General features: G+C 44.2%; 17 protein-coding genes and 1 riboswitch. Of the genes, 9 read left to right on the top strand and 8 right to left on the bottom strand.

Translation table 11 applies throughout. The annotated features are described in order from the left end of the window. The first annotated feature begins 7 nt into the window (after positions 1 to 7). The gene (locus ACXACN_RS11705) at positions 8 to 1090 is read left to right on the top strand and encodes a Gfo/Idh/MocA family protein (RefSeq protein ID WP_474964621.1); all 1083 of its coding nucleotides are present in this window, start codon (positions 8 to 10) and stop codon (positions 1088 to 1090) included. A 4-nt stretch (positions 1091 to 1094) separates the two neighbouring features. Then, complete coding sequence (locus tag ACXACN_RS11700; RefSeq protein WP_474964619.1) at positions 1095 to 2144, top strand: Gfo/Idh/MocA family protein; 1050 nt, start codon at positions 1095 to 1097, stop codon at positions 2142 to 2144. An 84-nt stretch (positions 2145 to 2228) separates the two neighbouring features. Here ACXACN_RS11700 and ACXACN_RS11695 read toward each other — a convergent pair whose 3' ends face one another. Further along, positions 2229 to 3101: a 5'-methylthioadenosine/S-adenosylhomocysteine nucleosidase gene (locus ACXACN_RS11695; protein WP_474964618.1), complete on the bottom strand. Its 873-nt coding sequence runs from the start codon at positions 3099 to 3101 to the stop codon at positions 2229 to 2231. A 153-nt stretch (positions 3102 to 3254) separates the two neighbouring features. Beyond that, positions 3255 to 3358: riboswitch (purine riboswitch) on the bottom strand. 441 nt (positions 3359 to 3799) lie between these two features. After that, entirely contained in the window at positions 3800 to 4177 is a 378-nt protein-coding gene (locus ACXACN_RS11690) for a PilZ domain-containing protein (protein ID WP_474964616.1), read from the bottom strand. Between the two features lie 216 nt (positions 4178 to 4393). Here ACXACN_RS11690 and ACXACN_RS11685 point away from each other — a divergent pair, with 216 nt between their 5' ends. Next, positions 4394 to 5443 carry a lactonase family protein gene (locus tag ACXACN_RS11685; protein WP_474964615.1) on the top strand — a complete coding sequence of 350 codons (1050 nt, stop codon included), beginning with the start codon at positions 4394 to 4396 and terminating at the stop codon, positions 5441 to 5443. Between the two features lie 273 nt (positions 5444 to 5716). Here ACXACN_RS11685 and ACXACN_RS11680 read toward each other — a convergent pair whose 3' ends face one another. The 5 genes from ACXACN_RS11680 to ACXACN_RS11660 form a co-directional block, all read right to left on the bottom strand. Next, the gene (locus tag ACXACN_RS11680) at positions 5717 to 7243 is read right to left on the bottom strand and encodes an AbgT family transporter (protein WP_474964613.1); all 1527 of its coding nucleotides are present in this window, start codon (positions 7241 to 7243) and stop codon (positions 5717 to 5719) included. A gap of 67 nt (positions 7244 to 7310) precedes the next feature. After that, positions 7311 to 8618 carry a hypothetical protein gene (locus ACXACN_RS11675; protein WP_474964612.1) on the bottom strand — a complete coding sequence of 436 codons (1308 nt, stop codon included), beginning with the start codon at positions 8616 to 8618 and terminating at the stop codon, positions 7311 to 7313. Further along, positions 8615 to 9862, bottom strand: coding sequence for a M20 family metallo-hydrolase (locus ACXACN_RS11670; RefSeq protein WP_474964611.1), 1248 nt, complete (start codon positions 9860 to 9862; stop codon positions 8615 to 8617). The genes ACXACN_RS11675 and ACXACN_RS11670 overlap by 4 nt, the downstream gene beginning before the upstream one ends. Next, the gene (locus ACXACN_RS11665; protein ID WP_474964609.1) at positions 9859 to 11166 is read right to left on the bottom strand and encodes an amidohydrolase; all 1308 of its coding nucleotides are present in this window, start codon (positions 11164 to 11166) and stop codon (positions 9859 to 9861) included. The genes ACXACN_RS11670 and ACXACN_RS11665 overlap by 4 nt, the downstream gene beginning before the upstream one ends. Continuing rightward, positions 11166 to 12365, bottom strand: coding sequence for a M20 metallopeptidase family protein (locus ACXACN_RS11660; RefSeq protein WP_474964607.1), 1200 nt, complete (start codon positions 12363 to 12365; stop codon positions 11166 to 11168). The genes ACXACN_RS11665 and ACXACN_RS11660 overlap by 1 nt, the downstream gene beginning before the upstream one ends. A gap of 318 nt (positions 12366 to 12683) precedes the next feature. Here ACXACN_RS11660 and ACXACN_RS11655 point away from each other — a divergent pair, with 318 nt between their 5' ends. From ACXACN_RS11655 to glpK, 4 genes are all read left to right on the top strand, one after another. Continuing rightward, positions 12684 to 13304 carry a hypothetical protein gene (locus ACXACN_RS11655; protein ID WP_474964606.1) on the top strand — a complete coding sequence of 207 codons (621 nt, stop codon included), beginning with the start codon at positions 12684 to 12686 and terminating at the stop codon, positions 13302 to 13304. A gap of 123 nt (positions 13305 to 13427) precedes the next feature. Beyond that, complete coding sequence (locus ACXACN_RS11650) at positions 13428 to 13592, top strand: hypothetical protein (RefSeq protein WP_474964605.1); 165 nt, start codon at positions 13428 to 13430, stop codon at positions 13590 to 13592. 363 nt (positions 13593 to 13955) lie between these two features. Continuing rightward, positions 13956 to 14786: an MIP/aquaporin family protein gene (locus tag ACXACN_RS11645; protein WP_474964603.1), complete on the top strand. Its 831-nt coding sequence runs from the start codon at positions 13956 to 13958 to the stop codon at positions 14784 to 14786. Positions 14787 to 14813: 27 nt separating this feature from the next. Then, positions 14814 to 16307: a glycerol kinase GlpK gene (gene glpK, locus ACXACN_RS11640; RefSeq protein WP_474964602.1), complete on the top strand. Its 1494-nt coding sequence runs from the start codon at positions 14814 to 14816 to the stop codon at positions 16305 to 16307. A 95-nt stretch (positions 16308 to 16402) separates the two neighbouring features. Here the strand turns inward: glpK and ACXACN_RS11635 are convergent, their stop codons facing one another. Further along, positions 16403 to 18139 (bottom strand): ABC transporter ATP-binding protein, encoded by a 1737-nt coding sequence (locus ACXACN_RS11635; RefSeq protein ID WP_474964601.1) that lies wholly within the window; start codon positions 18137 to 18139, stop codon positions 16403 to 16405. Between the two features lie 127 nt (positions 18140 to 18266). On the opposite strand from ACXACN_RS11635, the gene ACXACN_RS11630 reads away from it, so the two are divergent. Beyond that, complete coding sequence (locus tag ACXACN_RS11630; protein ID WP_474964599.1) at positions 18267 to 19196, top strand: aldo/keto reductase; 930 nt, start codon at positions 18267 to 18269, stop codon at positions 19194 to 19196. Positions 19197 to 19474: 278 nt separating this feature from the next. Next, entirely contained in the window at positions 19475 to 20119 is a 645-nt protein-coding gene (locus ACXACN_RS11625) for a GntR family transcriptional regulator (RefSeq protein ID WP_474964598.1), read from the top strand. The last annotated feature ends 14 nt before the right edge of the window (positions 20120 to 20133 follow it).

The following is a 20133-nucleotide window of genomic DNA, read 5'->3' as shown; positions in this document are numbered from 1 at the left end:
GTTTTTAGTGAAATCCCTTAACATTGGTGTCGTCGGGTGCGGTCACATCAGCGATATCTATTTTAAAAATTGTGCGGACCATCCGACTTTTAATATAGTCGCATGTGCTGATCTTGACGGAAACCTAGCGAAAAATAAAGCAGATCTCTACCACCTATCACACGTTTCCGTTGAAGAAATGATGAACCGGCTGGATATCGATCTGATTGTTAACTTAACTCCCCCAGCGGCTCATGCTGAAGTCACTCTAAAAGCTTTAAATCATAACAAGCACGTGTATAGTGAAAAACCATTGGCTGTTGATTTAAAAGACGGTCGCAAAATAATAGACTTAGCAGAAGAGAAAAACTTACAAGTTGGTGTAGCACCGGACACTTTCCTTGGCGCAGGCATTCAAACATGCCAGGACTTGATTACAGGAGGCGCAATTGGAAAACCAATAGCAGGATCTGCGTTTTTGCTTAAACTAGGCCCTGAACGCTGGCACGAAAACCCGGAGTTCTTTTATCAAAAGGGCGGAGGTCCTCTTTTCGATATGGGTCCCTATTATCTAACAACTCTTGTTCAATTGTTGGGCTCGATACAATCCGTCATGGCGATCGCTATAAGGAATCCAGCGGAAAGAAGAATACTTAGAGGTGCAAAAAAGGGAACCAAGCTGAACGTGGAGACACCGACGCATTACTCCGGAATCTTGCAATTTGAAGAAGGTCCTGTTGTAACGATGACGATGAGTTTTGATGTACCTGCGACCGACACGCCGTTAATTGAAATTTATGGAGAAACGGGCACGTTGAAAGTGCCGGACCCTAATACCTTTGGTGGTCCTGTACTTATGAAGAAAAAGGAAAACGATCAGTGGACGGAGGTAGAGCTCACCCACCCGTTCTCACACAACAGTAGAGGACTAGGAATCGCTGAAATGGTGGACGCCATTCAGCATCAAACGCTTTTAAAAGCCAATGGTCGTCAAGCATTGCATGTGCTGGAAGCAATGCATGCTTTCCACGAATCATCGGCATCAGGAAAACAAGTACAATTACAAAGTTCTGAACGGCAATCAACCTTACTCGAATCGAAAGGGTGGTAACTGTATGGGAAATTTAAAAATAGGTGTCATTGGTTGTGGAAGTATTGCTCAGAAACGCCATTTACCTGAATACCAGGCAAACGAAAATGTAGATATTGTGGCGGTATGTGATGTGGTTGAAAGTAGAGCAGAAAAAATGGCGCAAAAATATGGTGCCAAAGCTTACACCGACTATAAAGAGGTTTTAAAACTGGAAGAAGTCGATGCGATTAGCGTCTGTCTGCCCAACTACTTACACGCACCAGTTACAATTGACGCTTTAAACGAAGGGAAACACGTGCTTTGCGAAAAACCAATGGCTGTCTCTTTAGAAGAAGCTCAGGCTATGAACCAAGCTGCCAAGTGGAATCAGAAAACCTTAATGATCGCCCACAACCAACGTTTCGTCTCTTCGCACCAAAAGGCGAAAAAAATCATTGAAAACGGCGACTTGGGCAAAATTCACAGCTTTCGAACGACTTTTGGACACGGTGGACCTGAAAAATGGAGCATTGACGGAGCGTCCAGCTGGTTTTTTGAGAAGGAGAAAGCATTCGTGGGGGCCATGGGTGACCTCGGTGTACATAAGGCGGACCTCATCCGGTATTTGTTAGGCGACGTTTCTGAAGTTGGGGCTTTCGTCCAAACCACCGCCAAAGAAGATACAGACGTTGATGACAATGCTGTCTGCATTTTAAAAATGGATTCAGGATTGATTGGTACCTTAACAGCTAGTTGGTCTTACGTCTCAGGCAACGATAACTCTACCGTGATTTATGGAGAAAAAGGTATGCTGGAGCTGGAAAACGATCCAGATTCCTCGCTGAAAGTCACCTATAACAATGGAGAAAGTGTTCACTATCGTTTAGATAAAATTCAAACAAATGAAGCAGGGGGACAAACTACCACCCACGTGATTGATCACTTTGTTGAATCGGTTTTGATTAAACGTCCGCCTTTAATTACAGGGGAAGAAGGGATGAAGTCATTGCAGGTGATTTTGTCCGCTTTGGAAGCGAATGAAACGAAACGGATTAAAAAAGTATCAAGTGAAGGTGTTTCTTCCGGTACCTGAACCTATTTTAGATGGACTCTTGGATATCTTGGTTTAAACACTAAAAACAAAGCGCAACCCATGGTTAGGTTGCGCTTAACTTGTTTATTTAGTTCCCTTGGAAATATACTCTTTGACAACTTCATAAACATAATCCTGGTTCGCTTCTGCTGTATCAGGATTGTATTCTCCGCCATTCACTTTATTATTGGATAACGTACGAATGCCAAGGTAAGGAACGTCATAGGCTTTGGCGATCTGCGCACCGGCTGCCCCTTCCATTTCCTCTACAGAAGTTCCGAAGTTCTCATGGAACCACTGGATGCGGTCGACTTCATTGTTCCATACGTCTGCAGAACCAATCGTACCTTCAACAACTTTACCTTCTTCATGCGTATCTTTAACGGCTTTCGCAGCTTCTAACAGTCCTTTGTCTCCTTCAAAATAACGGATGTTTTCAGCGTCAGGGTCTTCTCCGGCACTGCCTTCTGATGCCATAAGGTCCATAGGAATCCATTCTTTCGGAGCGATGCCTTCTTCATCTTCTCTGTGTCCTGTTTTCAAAGAACCGATGTTGACCGTTCTCTCACCCAGGACGATATCGAACACATGCAGGTCAGGATCGTGACCGCCTGATGTTCCTTGGTTGATGATAGCAGCAGGATCGAATTTCTCTATCGCAATCGCTGTAGCAGCGGCTGTATTTTCCATACCTTTTCCTGTCTTCATGACAATAACAGGGTAGTCCTCGACTTTACCTTTATAAAAGAGGAAGTTTCCAGATGTTTCTTCTTCTACATCTTCAAGCTTTGCTGCGAAATTTTCTGCTTCAATAGGCATTGGTCCCTGGATCAAGATGGGCTGCTGTTCGTTTTCCTCAGCAGATGCTTCTCCTTCTGTAGAACCTTGGCACCCGGCCAGGAAAGAAAAAATTAGAGTGATGAATAGTAAGAATGCAATGTTTCGAGTGTTTTTCATGAGTAGCTCTCCCTTGATGTAGTACTCAATCACATCGTTGTCCTGCGTTTATCCCAAATAAAAAAGCCTAGAAAGTAAACGTTCTACCTTCTAGACTACAAAAAGTTAAAGCATAGATTAGCGGCATCGCTAAAATGGCTGCATCTGTCCTGCAGCTGTATGACTTCAACTCGTAGTCTAGTTCTTTCAATGGGAACCAGGTAGAAACGCTCAGACCTTATTACTGAGAATATACGAGTACGTTATGTAATTGGCTGTGGTGTAACTATAGCAAACTTGATAGGAATAAACAAGGTAAAATCGAACATATATTTAAATTTAATAGATAACGTTCGGTATTTAAGGTATTAATTTGATTCTTATGGTGTAATTAACATTATTTTACATAATAAAACCGAATGAAGGCATTGTGCTTGGTGAGTGTTTGATCCTGACTGAAGATATGTTCCATTGACGGACTTCAGTGAATGACTCCTGTGCGAAATGGATGGAGTAAGAAAGGAAAAAGTAGGAGATAAAGGGTTGATGAATCAATGCTCAGGAGAAAGCGCAGGGTATCAAGATCTCGTTAACCCTGCGCTTATTTTTCCAACAGATAAATGCGTGCATTCTGCGGAGGGTCTTACGTGATTAAATGCGAAGAAGTTTATTTGGTTTTATGTATGTTCATGGTGTGAGGAGGCGTAGAAAGGCAGAGGTTACGCTTCTTTGATATTCCCTTGGGTGGAGGCGTAAACTTTGAGTGCTTCAACCAACCTTTTCCTTTCGTCTTCTTCTACGTCCATATGGATCCCATAATTAAATCCGACGACTTTTTTCTTCCAAACAATCGATCCGGGGAGTTGGAAGTGTTCTTCATTTAGATGGAAGCTGATGAATAATCGAACTTCATGTTCCTCACCGTAGGGAAGGTCCAGGTTTGAATTCAACTTCATCCCTTGTGGGCTGATATTGATAATCCTTGCCTCTCCTTGAGAAGTAGTCACCTCTTTTTTGCCTACTTTTTTAATGCGGAAGAAGGCATCAAGTGGTTTTTTGAACTCATAACGGAAGTAATCTTTTCTTCTATATCTCATGCTCGTCGTCCCTCCCAGTGTGTTCATTTTCTCTTTTGTATGATTATCATACTTTTCTAAGGCTGGTATGACAAGAGAAGGATGTAGCATAAGGAGAGTGATATCCGGGTATGGGGGAAGGAAGTGATTTTAGAAGCGGGTCAGTTTATGAGATAATGATGGAGGACAGGCAATAGGAATAAGCAATTACATACCACCGATAAAGGAGTTTTTTAAATGGCAAAGTATGTTGGATATGTTGGAACTTATACGAAACAGGATAGTAAAGGTGTATATCAATTCACGCTGGATACAGACAATAAAAAGTTGGAAGATGTTACATTAGCTGCTGAACTCGAGAACCCGACGTATGTGACGGTGAGTGACGATCACAAGAATTTATATGCGGTTTCAAAAGAAGGAGAAAACGGCGGCGTTACCGCTTTCTCTATCCAAGGGGATACAGGTGAGCTGACAAAATTAAATAGTCAAACCGGTGCAGGCTCCCCGCCGTGTCACGTGAGCGTTGACCATGATAAAAACACGGTGGTAACAGCGAATTATCATACAAAAAATATCGTCTCTTACTTAACAAATGAAGATGGCTCTTTGAACCCAGCTACTGCAGAGATCGAACATGAGGGTACGGGTCCACATGAGCGTCAGGAAAAACCACACATGCATTATGCAGGCTTCACACCGGACGAAATGTATGTCATTGCGATTGACCTTGGAAGTGACCGGGTGATCACCTATGCCGCTGATCAAGGTGAATTAACGCAGGTGCAGGTGTTGAACACGGCTCCTGGAAGCGGTCCAAGACACATCACTTTCCATCCGAACCAAAAGTACGCCTACGTGATGACAGAACTGAGTTCAGAAGTCCTTGTGCTTCACTATGATGAGAAGGATGGAAGTTTCACAGAACAACAATCGATCAAAACCATTCCGCAAGATTTCAACGAAACGAATGACGGAAGTGCGATCCACATCTCTTCCGACGGACAATTTGTTTACGCTGGAAATCGCGGACACAACTCTGTTGCGTCCTATAAAGTGGATCAGGATACGGGTCAGCTAACCTTTGTTGAATGGACGTCGACAGAAGGAAATTGGCCGCGTGACTTTGTGCTCGATCCTTCTGAGGAATTTCTGATTGCGACGAATCAGAAGTCTAACACGATGACGTTGTTTGAAAGAGACAAAGAGACAGGGAAACTCACACTCGTTCAATCGGATGTACATGTTCCTGAACCTGTTTGTGTGAAGTTTATGGATAAACAATAATGAATCACCGAAAGGAAGAGGGAAGCTTTGGGGAGTGGAGACCAGTTCTTCATCTTCACCAGGGGTCCAGAAACGGCCTCACAAACCAATGCCTCTCGTTTTCCTTCGGATAAATTAAAGAGACCAGGATAGCAGCAGAGGCTGCTATCCTGGATTTTTATCGGTTCCTGTGCATGAGGAGGTATGACCATTTTTTTTAAATGGTCGTCTATCTTTTTGTATAGAAAAAAGATGGCTCCGTATAAGAAGCCATCTTTCATAATTACAGGTGGTTTAGTTGATATACATGCCTACACCAGGACCAAATGGAATGCCTAGAAGTGCAAAGGCAAGTAATAGAACAATCCAGACACTCAAGAAGATCAAAGCATAAGGAAGCATGAGTGCAATTAAAGTACCAAGGCCGGCTTTCTTATCATATTCTTTCATGAACGCAAGAACGATGATGATGTAGGGGTTCATCGGTGTAATGATGTTTGTTGATGAATCCGCAATACGATAAGCCGCTTGGATGAAGGCCGGGTGATAGTCTAATAGATAGAACATTTTCAGGAAGATGGGTGCTTCCAGCGCCCACTGGGCAGATCCACTGAAAATGAACATGTTCATCACTGCAGTCAATAGAACGAAGCCAATGATAACAGGAATGCCCGTCATATTTATGGAGCCTAGGAAATTCGCTCCGCTGACGGCAATCCATGTACCGATGTTTGTCCAATCAAAGTAAGCGATAAACTGTGCGGCAGCGAAGATCAAGACGATAAATCCTGACATTTCTTTGATCGCTTCGCCCATATACCCGGAGATATCACGTGTCGAAGTGATTTTCTTCACCGTCACTCCATAAGCCACGCCAATCGTAATGAAGAATAATAGGATGATAGGGACAATTCCACTTAAGAATGGGGATGGAATGATTCCGCCTTCTTCGTTTCTTAGAGCTGATCCAGGAATAACAATCGCGATAATCAATAGCGCAATAAATCCAAGAGCCGCGAACACGGCATTTCTGAAGCCACGTTTTTCAAGTTTTGTACTTTCCTCTAGTTCCGTACCGCCTTCTCCTTCATATTTTCCTAGGCGGGGTTCTACAATTTTCTCTGTAATCAATGCACCCGTGACAGATAAAACGACAACGGAGGCAATCATGAAGTACCAGTTATCTACAGGTGTAACGACAATATTAGAATCAAGGCTTTCCATGACTTCTGTGGAAATTCCAGAAAGCAATGCATCGGTTCCTGCAATGATAATGTTTGCTGTAAAACCAGAGCCTACACCAGCAAAACCGGCAGCAAGTCCTGCTAATGGGTGACGGCCGAGTGTATAGAAGACCATGGCAGCAAGTGGTGGAACGATAACGAACGCAGCATCTGAAGCTAAGTTACCTAAAATACCTACGAAAATAACCGCATAAGTGATTAATGATTTCGGTGCTTTTAAAATTGTACTCTTAATCGCTGTTTCTAATAAACCGACTTTATTAGCCAAGCCAATACCAAGCATCATGGCCAACACGAGGCCGAGCGGCTTGAATCCAGTGAAGTTTTCGAGCATCGAAGTAAGAATATACTGTAAACCTTCACCTGAAACTAAACTTTTGATTGGGATTTCTTCCCCAGTACCAGGCTGGGTTGTCGTGACTCCGAAAAGGGAAATGATCCAGGAACCTATGATGGTAAAGACAGACAGGTAAACAAACAGCATGAATGGATCGGGCAGTTTATTTCCTACTTTTTCTACACCGTTTAACAACCTGGAAAAACCTTTTGCTTTCTTCGTTGAGCTTTGTTCGCTCATGTTCATCATCCTTTCTATATTTAGGAAATATTCCTTTATTGTTCCGTAAAAAGGGGAGGAGGAGGATTTATTCCTCCTTGACGAAGCGATACACCTTTCTTGGTCTTCCGCGTTCGCCTGACTGTCGTTCACCCGCTTGTTCTACAATGTGGACGCGTTCTAATTCAGTCAGGATCCTCCGGCCATTCCGCTCGGTACTTTTCAACCAGCGGGATAAGTCTTGAGAAGAGAAATGATCGCGGTGATACTGTTTGGAATAAGCCAACAGCTTGGAAATCACCCCTGGACTTAAGTTCGCTTCTTTCATCTTGCTTTGCAGGGTATGACCAATTTCGGTCGTATGATAACTCAATGTCTTTTGTTGTTGTTTTAGTGAGATGGATTGATCTTCATCGACAATAAGGAGCAGTGGTTCTTGTTCTTCTTTGATATGACGGAATCCGATTCGGACATGGTTTTCAGCCTGAGAAACGGTTTCACCGAATCCGATGGACACGCGGGCAGTTAAGCTGGTTTGGAGGCGGATGTCTTCAATGAGTGTGAAAAGATCAGCTTCCGATTCTTCGCTTAATTCACCGCGTGTCGTAAAGATGAAAAATAGTCCATCTCCAAGCTGCATGACAGATCCGTTTGTTTTTTCTGCAAAGGAGAGCAATTGACGACGCACATCGAGCTCTTGATATTTCGTTTTGAATGAGTAGTAGTTTTCTTCTGAGTGGGAGGTGTTCATCTTGACACGACAGCCGATGATAGCCACTTGTGAATTGCGGAAATGTTTGGATTGGGCACGCTCCTCTAAGAACTGAATGATCATTTTAATGGATAGATAAGAGGGGGTCACCCGAAAAACAGGGATGTTCTTTTCTTTTAATTCTTTATAGACGGACTTGATTGAAGTGATGACGACTTCTGTTTTCCCTTGTTCATACAACTGAGTATGAAAATCTGTCAGTTCATCTGTATGACGGACTTTTTCAAAGGGAAAGTTTTCGTATTCCAGTGCGTCCAGTTGGTAATAGGATAAGATCTTATCAAATTCCTCATGGGCAATTGTATCGATGCTGACTTTTCGGTAAACATGGTTCGTCGTCAGTTGGGCCTCCAGTAAAATACCGAAAAAGCTCGAGCCGTGAAGGGGAGGGTAAGCACTCTCCTCTTCTGTAATCAAGCCATTTTCTATAGCGTAGGTGTGGTTGAGGACCCCTGAGAAGAACCATTGGTCGACTTCGTGTCTGTGCTCTTTAAGGATATCTGTGACGTCCGAGAGCTTTTCGTAAGCAAAAGGGTAGAACGTAATCTGCTTGAATTCCTCGGCAACATACATAATCTGTTCGACAGAATCTTTCGGGCCGATGACGCCAATTTTTGTTTTCATTGATGGTCCCCCGCAACGGTTTCCATGTAAGCGGCCAGCACGTTTGTCCCTTTATTCAAATCCTCGATGGATGCAAATTCTTTAGGGTGGTGACTGATTCCGTCCCGGCAAGGAATGAAAATAAGTCCTGAAGGCCAGCGTGTCGCCATGTTCATCACATCATGACCGGCTCCACTGTCCATGGCATGAACACGGTAGCCTGCGTTCTCCGTAATCTCCTGAAGCTGTTCTTGAATGGAAGAATCGAGATGAATCGAATCATTATCAACGAGAGTGTGGACATGAATGGTTACATCGTTGGATGATTGAATCGTTTCACAATAGCTTCGGATTTGATCAGCGAGACTTCTTTTTAGGTCATCATCTACGCTCCGAATGTCGATCCCTAATTGAACTTCTCCTGGAATGACATTCATGACGTTCGGGGAAAGTTTTACTGTACTCGTGGTTGCGACAATCGGTGTCGGCTGTACATCATTCAGTTCTCGTGCTTGTTCTTCCACATACGTGATGATGGGAGCAGCAGCAACAAAGGCATCGGCACGATTGTTCATCGGGGTCGTCCCTGTATGGTTGGCCATCCCTTTAACAGTGACCTGCAACCTTACAGGGCAAGCCACTCCGCGGACGATCCCGATCTCTGCCTCGTTGTCTTCGATTTGGGTCCCTTGTTCGATGTGTAATTCAAGGAAACTCTCTAGATCGTTCGGTGACTTTTCTGCTTGATGGATGTCGTCCCAGGATAAACCGTACGTCTCAACTGCTTCTTTCACAGACACTCCGTCACCATCCACGACACGACCGAGTTCGTCTTTTTCAATCATGCCGGCTGTCGCCTTGCTTCCAATGGTCGAAACGCCGAAACGGGCCGATTCTTCGGAGGCGAAACAGACAATATCGATGTTTTTCTCTGGTTGGAAGCCCTTATCTTTCAAACGTTTGACGGCAGCAAGTCCTGTCAATACACCTGCAGCTCCATCATACCCACCGCCATTACTGACGGTATCCAGGTGGGACCCGACGGCGATAGCTGGTGCATCCTCTTTGCTTGCCTTCCATCTTGCCCACAGGTTTCCGGCCTCGTCTTGAGTTACATCAAGATTCAGTTCATTGGCGACGCTGATAAACGCTTCGTGTGCCTGTTTTTCTCCATCGGTATAACTGAGTCTGGTGAATCCGTTCTCTTCATCCATACTTTCGGTTACATTGAGTTGTAATAATTTTTCTTCTAACCATTGCTTCATTGGACATTTCCTCCTTTTAAGACGTGAGCATAGGCAGCGAGTGCGACAGGTAGTACGTTTTCTTCAAAATCAAAGGTAGGAGAATGGTGGTTGGATGGCAGAGATGTACCAAACAACATGTACGTTGCTTTCCCTCCATGTTCCTGAACTGCATTCATCATAAAACTGGCATCCTCGGATCCTGAAACAAAAGCAACAGGATCTATTTGATTGATCAAGGAACTTTCATGACAGTGTTGTTCAATGAAGGGGATCAAGGATTCATCACACTGCATTTGTTCGGTTTCTCCGACAAATTCGATATCGACACTTACGTCATATAACGAAGCGCAGGATTGGATGATGCGCTTGGCTTCGTTTTGCATGAATGCGTTAATCGACTTCGATTCTCCCCGTGTCTCCAGCTCCATGTATCCGCGGTCAGCAATAATGTTGCGACCGCTACCCGCTAGGAGTTTCCCTACATTGACCCTGCTGATGCCTTCACTATGCCGGGGAATGGCATGTAGTTGAGTAGCAGCTGTAGCAGCCGCCAGCAAAGCGTTCCGTCCATCTTCAGGCTTCATCCCTGCATGGGAAGATTGTCCGCGGAAGGTCACGTTCCATTTGGAGGACGCAAGAAAGCCTTGCGTCGTTGAGGCAATGGTACCTACAGGAAGGGAGTTGATTCCGATATGACCGGAGTAAAATTGGTCGATTTCATCCAGCCATCCTTGATCGACCATCGCTTTCGCTCCTCGACCACCTTCTTCAGCTGGCTGGAACAAGAGAGTGAACTTTCCTTTCAACTGCTCCTGAAAATGGGAGATCAGATGCGCAAGTCCAAGACCGATGGTTGTATGGCCGTCATGTCCACAAGCGTGCATCACTCCTTCGTATTGGCTACGAAACTGCTGCTCGTAAGGAAAGTGTTCTCCGTCAGTTGCTTCCAAAATCGGAAGGGCATCGATATCAAAACGAAAAGCGAGGTGGGGGCCGTCTTTTCCAGTATCCCACTGTGCAACCACACCGGTATGACCTCCTGCCATTCGATCAATCCATTCAGTGGGGACGCCATTTTCATGGGCTCGCTTTTCTGCTTTTTGAAAATCATGATGTTCCGGAATCCCATATCTGGACTCGCTTTTGACTGCTTCTTTTCCAATATGGGTGATGAAACCGAGTTTTTCTACTTCCTTGCCGATTTTGTACGTGGTTTGATATTCAAGAAATCCGAGCTCAGGCTTTTGATGAAGCTCCCGTCGCCATGACGTTAATTCCGGCTCAAGTTCTTGAATGAACGAATCGATTGCATCAATCACCATTATCCCTCCTGATTGGATAAAGAATGTAACGTGTCTAGAGCAACTTCCGCTAAGAAGCGGCTTCCCATAGGAAGGGCTCTTTCATCTAATTGGAATCCAGGGTCATGAAGCGGCTTTTGCTCGGATGCCTGCTCAATTTGTGTTCCAAGCCACAGGAAAGCACCTGGATATTGAAGTAAGAAACGAGAGAAATCTTCTCCAGCAAGAGCAGGCTCGACTTCAGGTGTCGCATGCTCTCCGAAAAGCCTTTGAGCTGTTTTGCGAGCTTGCTTTGCATATTCAGGTGTGTTGATGGTAGCCGGATAGCCGTCCAAGTATTCAATATCAATGTCCGCATCAAATGCATCTGCGGTTTGATTGAGGATTGTGTGGAAACGGTCTTTAATTTTTTGTTTCACTTCAGGCTTGTAAGTTCGAATAGTTCCTTCAATGGTCACCTCTTTGGGAATGACGTTGTAGCGGTGACCACCTTCGATTCTGCCGATGGTAACTACAGCGGAATCTAATGGATTGATGTTACGGCTGACAATGGTTTGAAGGCTTGAAATCATTTGATTTGCAATGATGATCGCATCGTTTCCTTCGTGAGGCATGCTTGCGTGTCCGCCTCTTCCAGTAACTTTTACAGTGAAGCGATCGGAGGCGCCCATCATTTCCTTGTCACGAATTCCCATCTCGCCTACAGGCAATCCTGGCCACACATGTTGTCCATAAATCACGTCCGGTTTGTACTCAGCGAATACGCCATCTTCCATCATAGGACCTGACCCTCCGACGGGAGATGCTTCTTCTGCTGGTTGAAATACGAGAAGAACCGTTCCTTCCATCTGGTCTTCCACCTGCTTGAGCGCATACCCAGCCCCAAGGAGCATTGCTGTGTGGGCATCGTGACCGCAGGCATGCATCTTTCCATCTGCTTTGGAAACGAAGGCGTGATCATTCGTCTCTTGTATAGGAAGGGCATCCATATCGGCTCTTAAAGCAACGGTTTTCCCCGGCTTCTTTCCTTTAAGGATTCCGAGTACCCCTGTTTTGGCAAACCCATTTTTATAAGAGATGCCATATTCCATAAGCTTCTCTTTTACTAGAGCAGAGGTATTTACTTCTTCCCCGCTCAATTCTGGATATTTATGCAATTGTCTTCGGATTTGATAGATGTCATTTTCAATTTCATTGATGTATGATTGTAAGGTTTCCAAAAAGGACACCCCTTCATTTATATTTTGGACATTGTCCTTAAATGTTCCGTTATTTATGTACTATAACAAAACTTTCATGAAAATGCACGATGACTTGTGAAATTTTCTGATTTTTATCTTTGTTCTTTCTTACTTTCCGGTTACTGGATTTCTAGCGCATGGTACGGGCATGTACGCTTAAAAGCTGCTTTCATCCATAGTCTTCGTCCTGAATTGAAGGGGGGAGTAAAGGTGATCATGTTTGAAGAATGATAAAGATGGGTATCTGGGATACATTTCAGACTGCTGTTATTTATGGAAGGAAAGGTAGGTGAAAAGATGAATTTACGGCAAGTTTTATTTTTAGCTGGATGGATGGTTTTTATCGTGTATGCACTCTTCCTTGCTCCTGATGGAAACTTAGGATACTTAGATCAATTGATTACTATGGATGAACCAGATCCTTTTCTTTTGATGGTTTTCAGCTTTCTTGGCATTTACCCACTCGTTTTTGTTGCTTTGATGATCGGGGAAGATCGCAGTCGTCTTCCATTATGGCCCTTCCTTTTGGGGATGTTCATGCTGGGAGCTTTTGCTTTGATGCCTTATTTTTTCTTGTCAAAAGCAACGGATAAAAATAAACAGAGGATTCCGGGCAAGTTGGTGAAGGTCTTCCATACTCGCTTTTTCATTTTTGTTCTTATAGCGGTTACTGCCATTCTATTAGGGTATGGAATGTTCGAGGGGGATTTTTCTTTCTATATGGGTGCGTTCGAAACGTCTAACTTTGTACACGTCATGACCATTGATTTTATCGTGCTTACCTTATTGTCCGCGTTCGTCATCCACTGGAAGGAGCGCAGGGGAGGCAGAGCTAATCAGCGACACTGGATCGGAGTGATTCCTCTATTCGGAGCGCTTGTCTATCTGCTATGGAAGAAGGAAGAGAAATCTGTATAATAAATTTTGTGTGTTTGGATGTTTGAAAACTCAAAAGGCTGGGTAATTAAATTCTATGCAATCATAAACCGTCATTTTTCTACAATTTTACAAAATTCTCGAGTTTATGAAAGGAGAACGAAAATGAGAGAAGATATGATAAGAGTGTTGGATCAAAGGGATTTGCTTGTCAAAGAAAATCAGAGACTTCAGGAAGAATTGGAAATAGAGCGAAATAAGGTTCAGCAGATGAAAAAAGAACAGACACAACAAAAAAATAAACGTGCTCTATCATCGATGGGTGCATAAAAAATAAAGCGCTACTGTTAAAGCAGTGGCGCTTTATTTTTATGTATTGCACGTAGTGGTGTATGGTTTCACGTTCCACTATTCGTTCCATTCTTGCTAGTATTATAGAATTTGTCCTTATTTAAGAACGCATAAGAAGATGGTGTGATGAAGTTTTTATCTATTAACTTAGATAGAAAAGTCTTCTAAATAGGTTATTGACACCGCTTACATAGTGTCATATAATAAGCTACAACAAGTTAAGTATGTGATGGAGATTTGGAGACTCACACGTTTGCCGGACGTTTATCGTTCAGGCTTTTTGTGTGGGTCTTCTTTTTTGTGCATATACTTCCTGAATCTCTTAAAAAAGGAGTGTTACGTATGTCAGAGTTTGTCGCGGAACTGATTGGTACCATGATTTTAATTATCTTTGGTGGCGGTGTAGTTGGTGGCGTTGTATTAAAGAATTCAAAGGCAGAAGGAGCTGGCTGGGTGGTCATCACAATTGCCTGGGGTCTTGCCGTTACGATGGCAGTCTATGCTGTCGGTGGATTCTCCGGAGCGCACATCAACCCAGCGGTTACATTAGGATTGGCGTCCATCGGAGATTTCCCATGGTCCAAGGTACCGCTTTATATTACAGCTCAGATGATTGGTGCAATGATCGGGGCGGGCATTGTTTTTCTTAACTATCTGCCTCACTGGAGAGCTACGAAAGATCAAGGCGCAAAGCTGGCAGTTTTTTCTACAGACCCAGCCATTCGCAGTCCTTTTTCCAACTTAGTAAGTGAAATGATTGGGACATTTGTCCTTCTTATGGGACTATTATTCATTGGTGCTAATGAATTCACGGAAGGTTTGAATCCACTTATAGTGGGTGCGCTCATTGTAGCGATCGGGATGTCCATCGGAGGAACAACCGGTTATGCCATTAACCCTGCGCGTGATTTGGGGCCAAGAATTGCCCATGCCCTTCTTCCGATTCCAGGAAAAGGGGGTTCAGATTGGAGCTACGCCTGGATTCCTGTCGTAGGACCGATTTTAGGTGGGATCTATGGAGCTCTCTTCTACAGAGCGATCTTCATGCAGGAATTGTCCATCGCTTTTTGGGTACTGTCTGTGTTCGTCGCGTTCATCCTTATTGGTGCTGCAAGTTCTGAACTGAAAAAAGAACAAACCTACAGCGACAAATTAGAAAATAAAGTGAGCTAATTAAATTTATATAAGGAGATGTTTGATATGGAAAACCAATACATTCTTTCAATTGACCAGGGGACAACGAGCTCTCGAGCGATTCTTTTCAATAAAACGGGGAAAATTGTAGAGACAGCTCAAAAAGAATTTGAGCAGTTCTTTCCAAAACCGGGCTGGGTGGAACACGATGCGAATGAAATCTGGACTTCTGTCCTTGCTTGTATTGCGGACGTATTAAGAAAATCTGATGTAAGTGCGCATCAAATCGCAGGAATTGGCATTACCAATCAGCGTGAAACAGCTGTCGTATGGGATAAGAATACAGGAAAGCCGATTTACAAAGCTGTCGTCTGGCAGTCCCGTCAGACAGAAGACATTTGTAAAGAGCTTCGAGCGGCTGGTCACAATGACCTTTTCCGTGAGAAAACCGGGTTGCTGTTAGATCCATATTTCTCTGGAACAAAAGTAAAATGGATGTTAGACAACGTTGAAGGAGCAAGAGAGAAGGCGGAGAATGGAGACCTTTTATTCGGAACCATTGATACATGGCTTGTGTACAAGCTATCTGGAGGGAAGGCTCATATTACGGACTACTCTAACGCCTCCCGGACATTGATGTACAACATTTATGACTTAAAGTGGGATGAAGAACTCCTGGACATTCTAGGTGTCCCAGCGTCTATGCTTCCAGAAGTAAAACCATCATCAGAAATTTATGCTCATACCGTTGATTATCATTTCTTCGGTCAGGAAATTCCTATTGCAGGGGTCGCAGGTGACCAACAAGCCGCTCTATTCGGCCAAGCCTGTTTTGAAAAAGGGATGGCGAAAAATACGTACGGCACAGGCTGCTTCATGCTGATGAACACAGGAGAAGAAGGTGTAGCTTCTGACCACGGTCTTTTGACAACGCTTGCATGGGGCCTTGATGGAAAAGTCGAATATGCCCTTGAGGGAAGCATTTTTGTTGCTGGATCAGCAATTCAATGGTTGAGAGATGGGTTGAAGATGATTGAGGATGCTCCACAAACAGAAGCCCTCGCCACATCTGTAGATTCGTCCGATGGGGTATACTTAGTTCCGGCCTTTGTTGGGCTTGGAACACCATACTGGGATAGTGATGCAAGAGGCGCGATGTTCGGGCTGACACGTGGCACAACGAAAGAACATTTCGTCCGCGCAACGTTAGAATCTCTCGCTTATCAAACGAAAGATGTCCTGGATGCGATGATCGCTGATTCAGGAATTGATTTGAAAGCCCTTCGTGTAGATGGTGGCGCAGTAAAAAACAATTTCCTGATGCAGTTCCAAAGTGATATTTTAGGCGTACCGGTGGAACGCCCGGTCGTTCAGGAAACTACTGCTTTAGGTTCAGCCTTTTTGGCAGGATTAGCGGTTGGTTATTGGAAAGATAAAGAAGAAATCAAACAGCAATCGGAAAATGACCGAACTTTTACGGCTGAGATGAATGAAGAAGAGCAGCAAGAGCTCTACAAAGGCTGGCAGAAGGCAGTCGAAGCGACAAGACAGTTTAAATAATTTAAAAGTGAAGAGAGCGTCCTTTTATGGAGGACGCTCTCTTTTTAATTCGTATTCATAAAAAGGAGTCTAATCATGTTGAATGAAGAACGCCTCTAACTGGTTCCTACATCAGTCCTTAGCTGTTGTCTGGCAAAATCACGATAGAGCGTGTGCTTTTGGAACAACTCCTCATGGGAACCGATGCCTGTCACTTTTCCTTTTTCCAAGAAAACGATTTGGTCTGCATCGACAATCGTGGAGAGTCGATGGGCGATGACAAGTGTCGTGCGTCCTTTCATGAGATTCTTCAAGGCTTGTTGAACAACGATTTCTGATTGACTGTCGAGACTCGAAGTGGCCTCATCCAGCATAAGGATTTCAGGATCTCTGAGAAGGGCGCGCGCAATGGCGATCCGTTGCCTTTGTCCGCCGGATAATTTGATGCCTCGCTCCCCAACTTCCGTTTCATATCCTTGGGAAAGCAATTCGATAAACGTATCCGCATAAGCCATTTTCGCAGCGGCGCGTATTTTTTCTATAGGGATGTCCCCTTCCAACCCATAGGTCAAGTTGTCCATGATGGTCCCGGCATACAGAGGGCTTTCCTGAGAGACGTAGCCGATCATGGTACGCCAGGATTTCAGGTTGTACGTTGAGATTGGTTCTTCGGCGTATAGAATATTTCCGCTAGAAGGGGAGTAAAACTGTTCAATCAGAGAAAACATGGTCGTCTTCCCACTTCCACTAGGACCGACAATCGCTGTTACGGACCCTTTCTTCGCTGTAAAGGAAACCTCCTCTAAAATCGGTTCTTCAGGCTGGTAGTTGAAAGATACGCCCTGCACAACGAGGTTGTGATCGAATGACTTTACCTCTCTTCCACCCTGCAGATCTTCCCCATCCAATGATAGGATCGAAAGCACTTTTTCCGTTGCCCCGACCGTCTTTTGGAATTGAGTTGTGAACACAACAATCTGTGTGATCGGCATGATGATTTGGAACAGATAAATGAAGAAAGCGGCAAGTTCCCCTGGCGTCATCGCACCTGAAGTGACCCGGACACCACCGAAACCGATGATCAAAACAAGGACCACAATGATCAGCGAAGAAACGAGTGGCGACATCAATGCCTGAATGACACCTTCCCGTAAGCCGAGAGCATACAGCTTTTTGATCCCTGACTTTCCTTCGCTCCACTCCCGCTCTTCAGCATTCGAAGCTTTTACGAGTCGAATTTCCGAGATGACCCGGGTCAAATGTGCAGAAAATCCGGCCGTTTCTTTTTGCAGATTCCGTGAGATGTTTGCCATCTTTTTTCCAATTGGAATGAGAAAAAGCAGGGCTAGCGGAATAATGGAAAACATGACGAGCGTTAACGGCCAGTCCAAGTAAAAGAGAATCACAATCGCACCGACCACGGAAATGATGCCGGTGATAAAACCTGTAAAATGCTCGGTGATCAAGTTTTTGATGACGCCTGTATCGTTGGTCATTCGACTGACCGCATCGCCGGTCTCGTGCGAATCATAGTACGAAACAGGAAGCACGAGGAGTTTTTTCCATAACTGCTCCCGCAAAGAAGCAATGATGTGCTGTCCGACTTTGGCAAGGAAATAGACAGACACACCTCCAGCCAAAGCCTGGATAAAGAAAGCGATAACGATGCCTGCAATCACGGTTGTATTTAAGTCATTCAAGTCAAAGTTGTCGATCAATCGGCTGGCAAGTAACGGAATAGCAAGCCCCGCCATTGTTGTTAATAAACTTAAAAATAATGCGACGGAAAAGATCAGTTTTGGTGGATGGGTCGCACGGATCAAATGTAAGAGTTGTTTCCATTTCGGCTGCATAGGGAGTCATCACCTTTGGTTATATAAGATAGTCCTATTATATCGTATGCGGTCGGCTGTATGGTTTCTTCCTGCTCACGTTGTGGAATGTACATAACACCAACCAATAAAAAGGGGACATGGATCTATGCATAGACAAACACGACTGGGAAAATCAGAACTCAACGTTAACCCGATCGGTCTTGGAACCAATGCCGTCGGGGGTCACAACCTTTACCCGAACCTGGATGAAGAAGCAGGAAAAGATGTCGTGCGGACAGCACTGAACCATGGAATGAATTTTTTGGACACGGCATTCATCTATGGTCCTGAACGGTCGGAAGAGCTGGTCGGAGAAGTGATGAAGGAATACAAACGTGATGACATCGTTCTTGCTACGAAAGGTGCGCACCAGTTCAAAGGGGAAGATGTCGTTTTTAACAATGCACCAGATTTCTTGAAGAAATCCGTAGAGGATAGTTTGCAGCGTCTCCAAACCGATTATATCGACTTGTACTACATTCACTTTCCCGATGAAGATACACCAAAAGACGAAGCGGTCGGCGCCTTGAAAGAGTTGAAAGACGAAGGAAAAATTCGATCGATCGGCGTTTCCAACTTTTCAGTAGCTCAGTTGAAGGAAGCGAATCAGGATGGTTATGTGGATGTTATTCAAAGCGAATACAACCTGTTCAAACGCGAAGCGGAAAAGGAGATGCTTCCTTATACAGCTGAACATCAGATTTCCTTCGTTCCATACTTTCCATTTGCTTCTGGACTTCTGGCAGGGAAGTATGATGAACATACGACGTTTGATGATTTCCGCACGAAGAATCCACTTTTTCAAGGAGAACATTTCAAACGGAATTTAGAGAAGGTGGAGAAGCTGCGGCCTATAGCGGAAGAGAAGCATGTGAAGATTCCGCATATCGTTTTAGCGTGGTATTTGAACCAGCCATCAATTGATGCAGTTATTCCTGGAGCAAAGCGCACCGAGCAGGTCGTCGACAACTTGAAGACACTTGATGTGGAGTTGACGGATGAAGAGTGGAGGCAGATCGACCAGGTATTTTCTTGAATGTCCATCGATTATCACTTCAATGACCATTATAGGAATTAGGAAATGACTAGTAACATGAGAAAGAGTGTACCCGTTGGTGGTGCACTCTTTTTTGTATTCCTAAATATTAATCGATGGATTTTGATAGAGAATGAGAGTATCAAAACACTTCCTGTTTAAATTTTCAGAAAAGTGTTGACATTCAGTCATTTAAACAGGACAATAGGACTTAAGATTTCTGTATACAGTATACAGAATACGAGATACAGAATACTGAAACGATGGAGGAAGGTTTCGTGGAAAGAATTGCTCGTAAAGAAACATTGATGGAACAAGCCTACAAGGCGATAAAAGCTTCCATTATCAACAATGAAGTGGTTCCGGGAGATTACTTAACCGAAGATAAGATTGCTTCGAAGCTCGGGATCAGCCGGACGCCCATCCGGGAGGCTTTAAAGAAGTTAGCCTTTGAAGGGCTTGTGGAGGTGAATAAGGGAAGTAAGGCACGGGTCAGTTCGGTTTCACCGGAGAATGCCCATGATTTTATGCTCGTGCGAGAGCGATTGGAGTCGATGGCGGCAGGATTGGCTTGCCACTTGGCCACCGAAGAAGATGTGAAAGAGCTGCGCCGGTTGACGGACATGCAGCGTGCATCCATTGATGAACAGAATTTTCATAAGTTCATTGATTTGGATTATGCGTTCCACTCGTACATTGCAGAAGTGTCCGGAAACAAGAAACTGAAAGAATTCATCGAGAACTTGAACAGTCAGATTCAGCGTTTTCTAATCTTGACGAGCACGCTCACGGATAGTGCGATTGGCGCGGTGGAAGAACATTATGATGTCATTGATGCCTTTGAAAAAAAAGATCAGAAACAGGCAGAACTTGCCATGGAGACACACATTCAACAAGTCACGAAAAGAATTATCAATCATTAAGGGGAGGCCTTTAT

The sequence above is a fragment of the Halobacillus sp. AWM4_238 genome, assembly GCF_056158265.1.
This window is presented reverse-complemented; position numbering and strand designations above follow the sequence as displayed.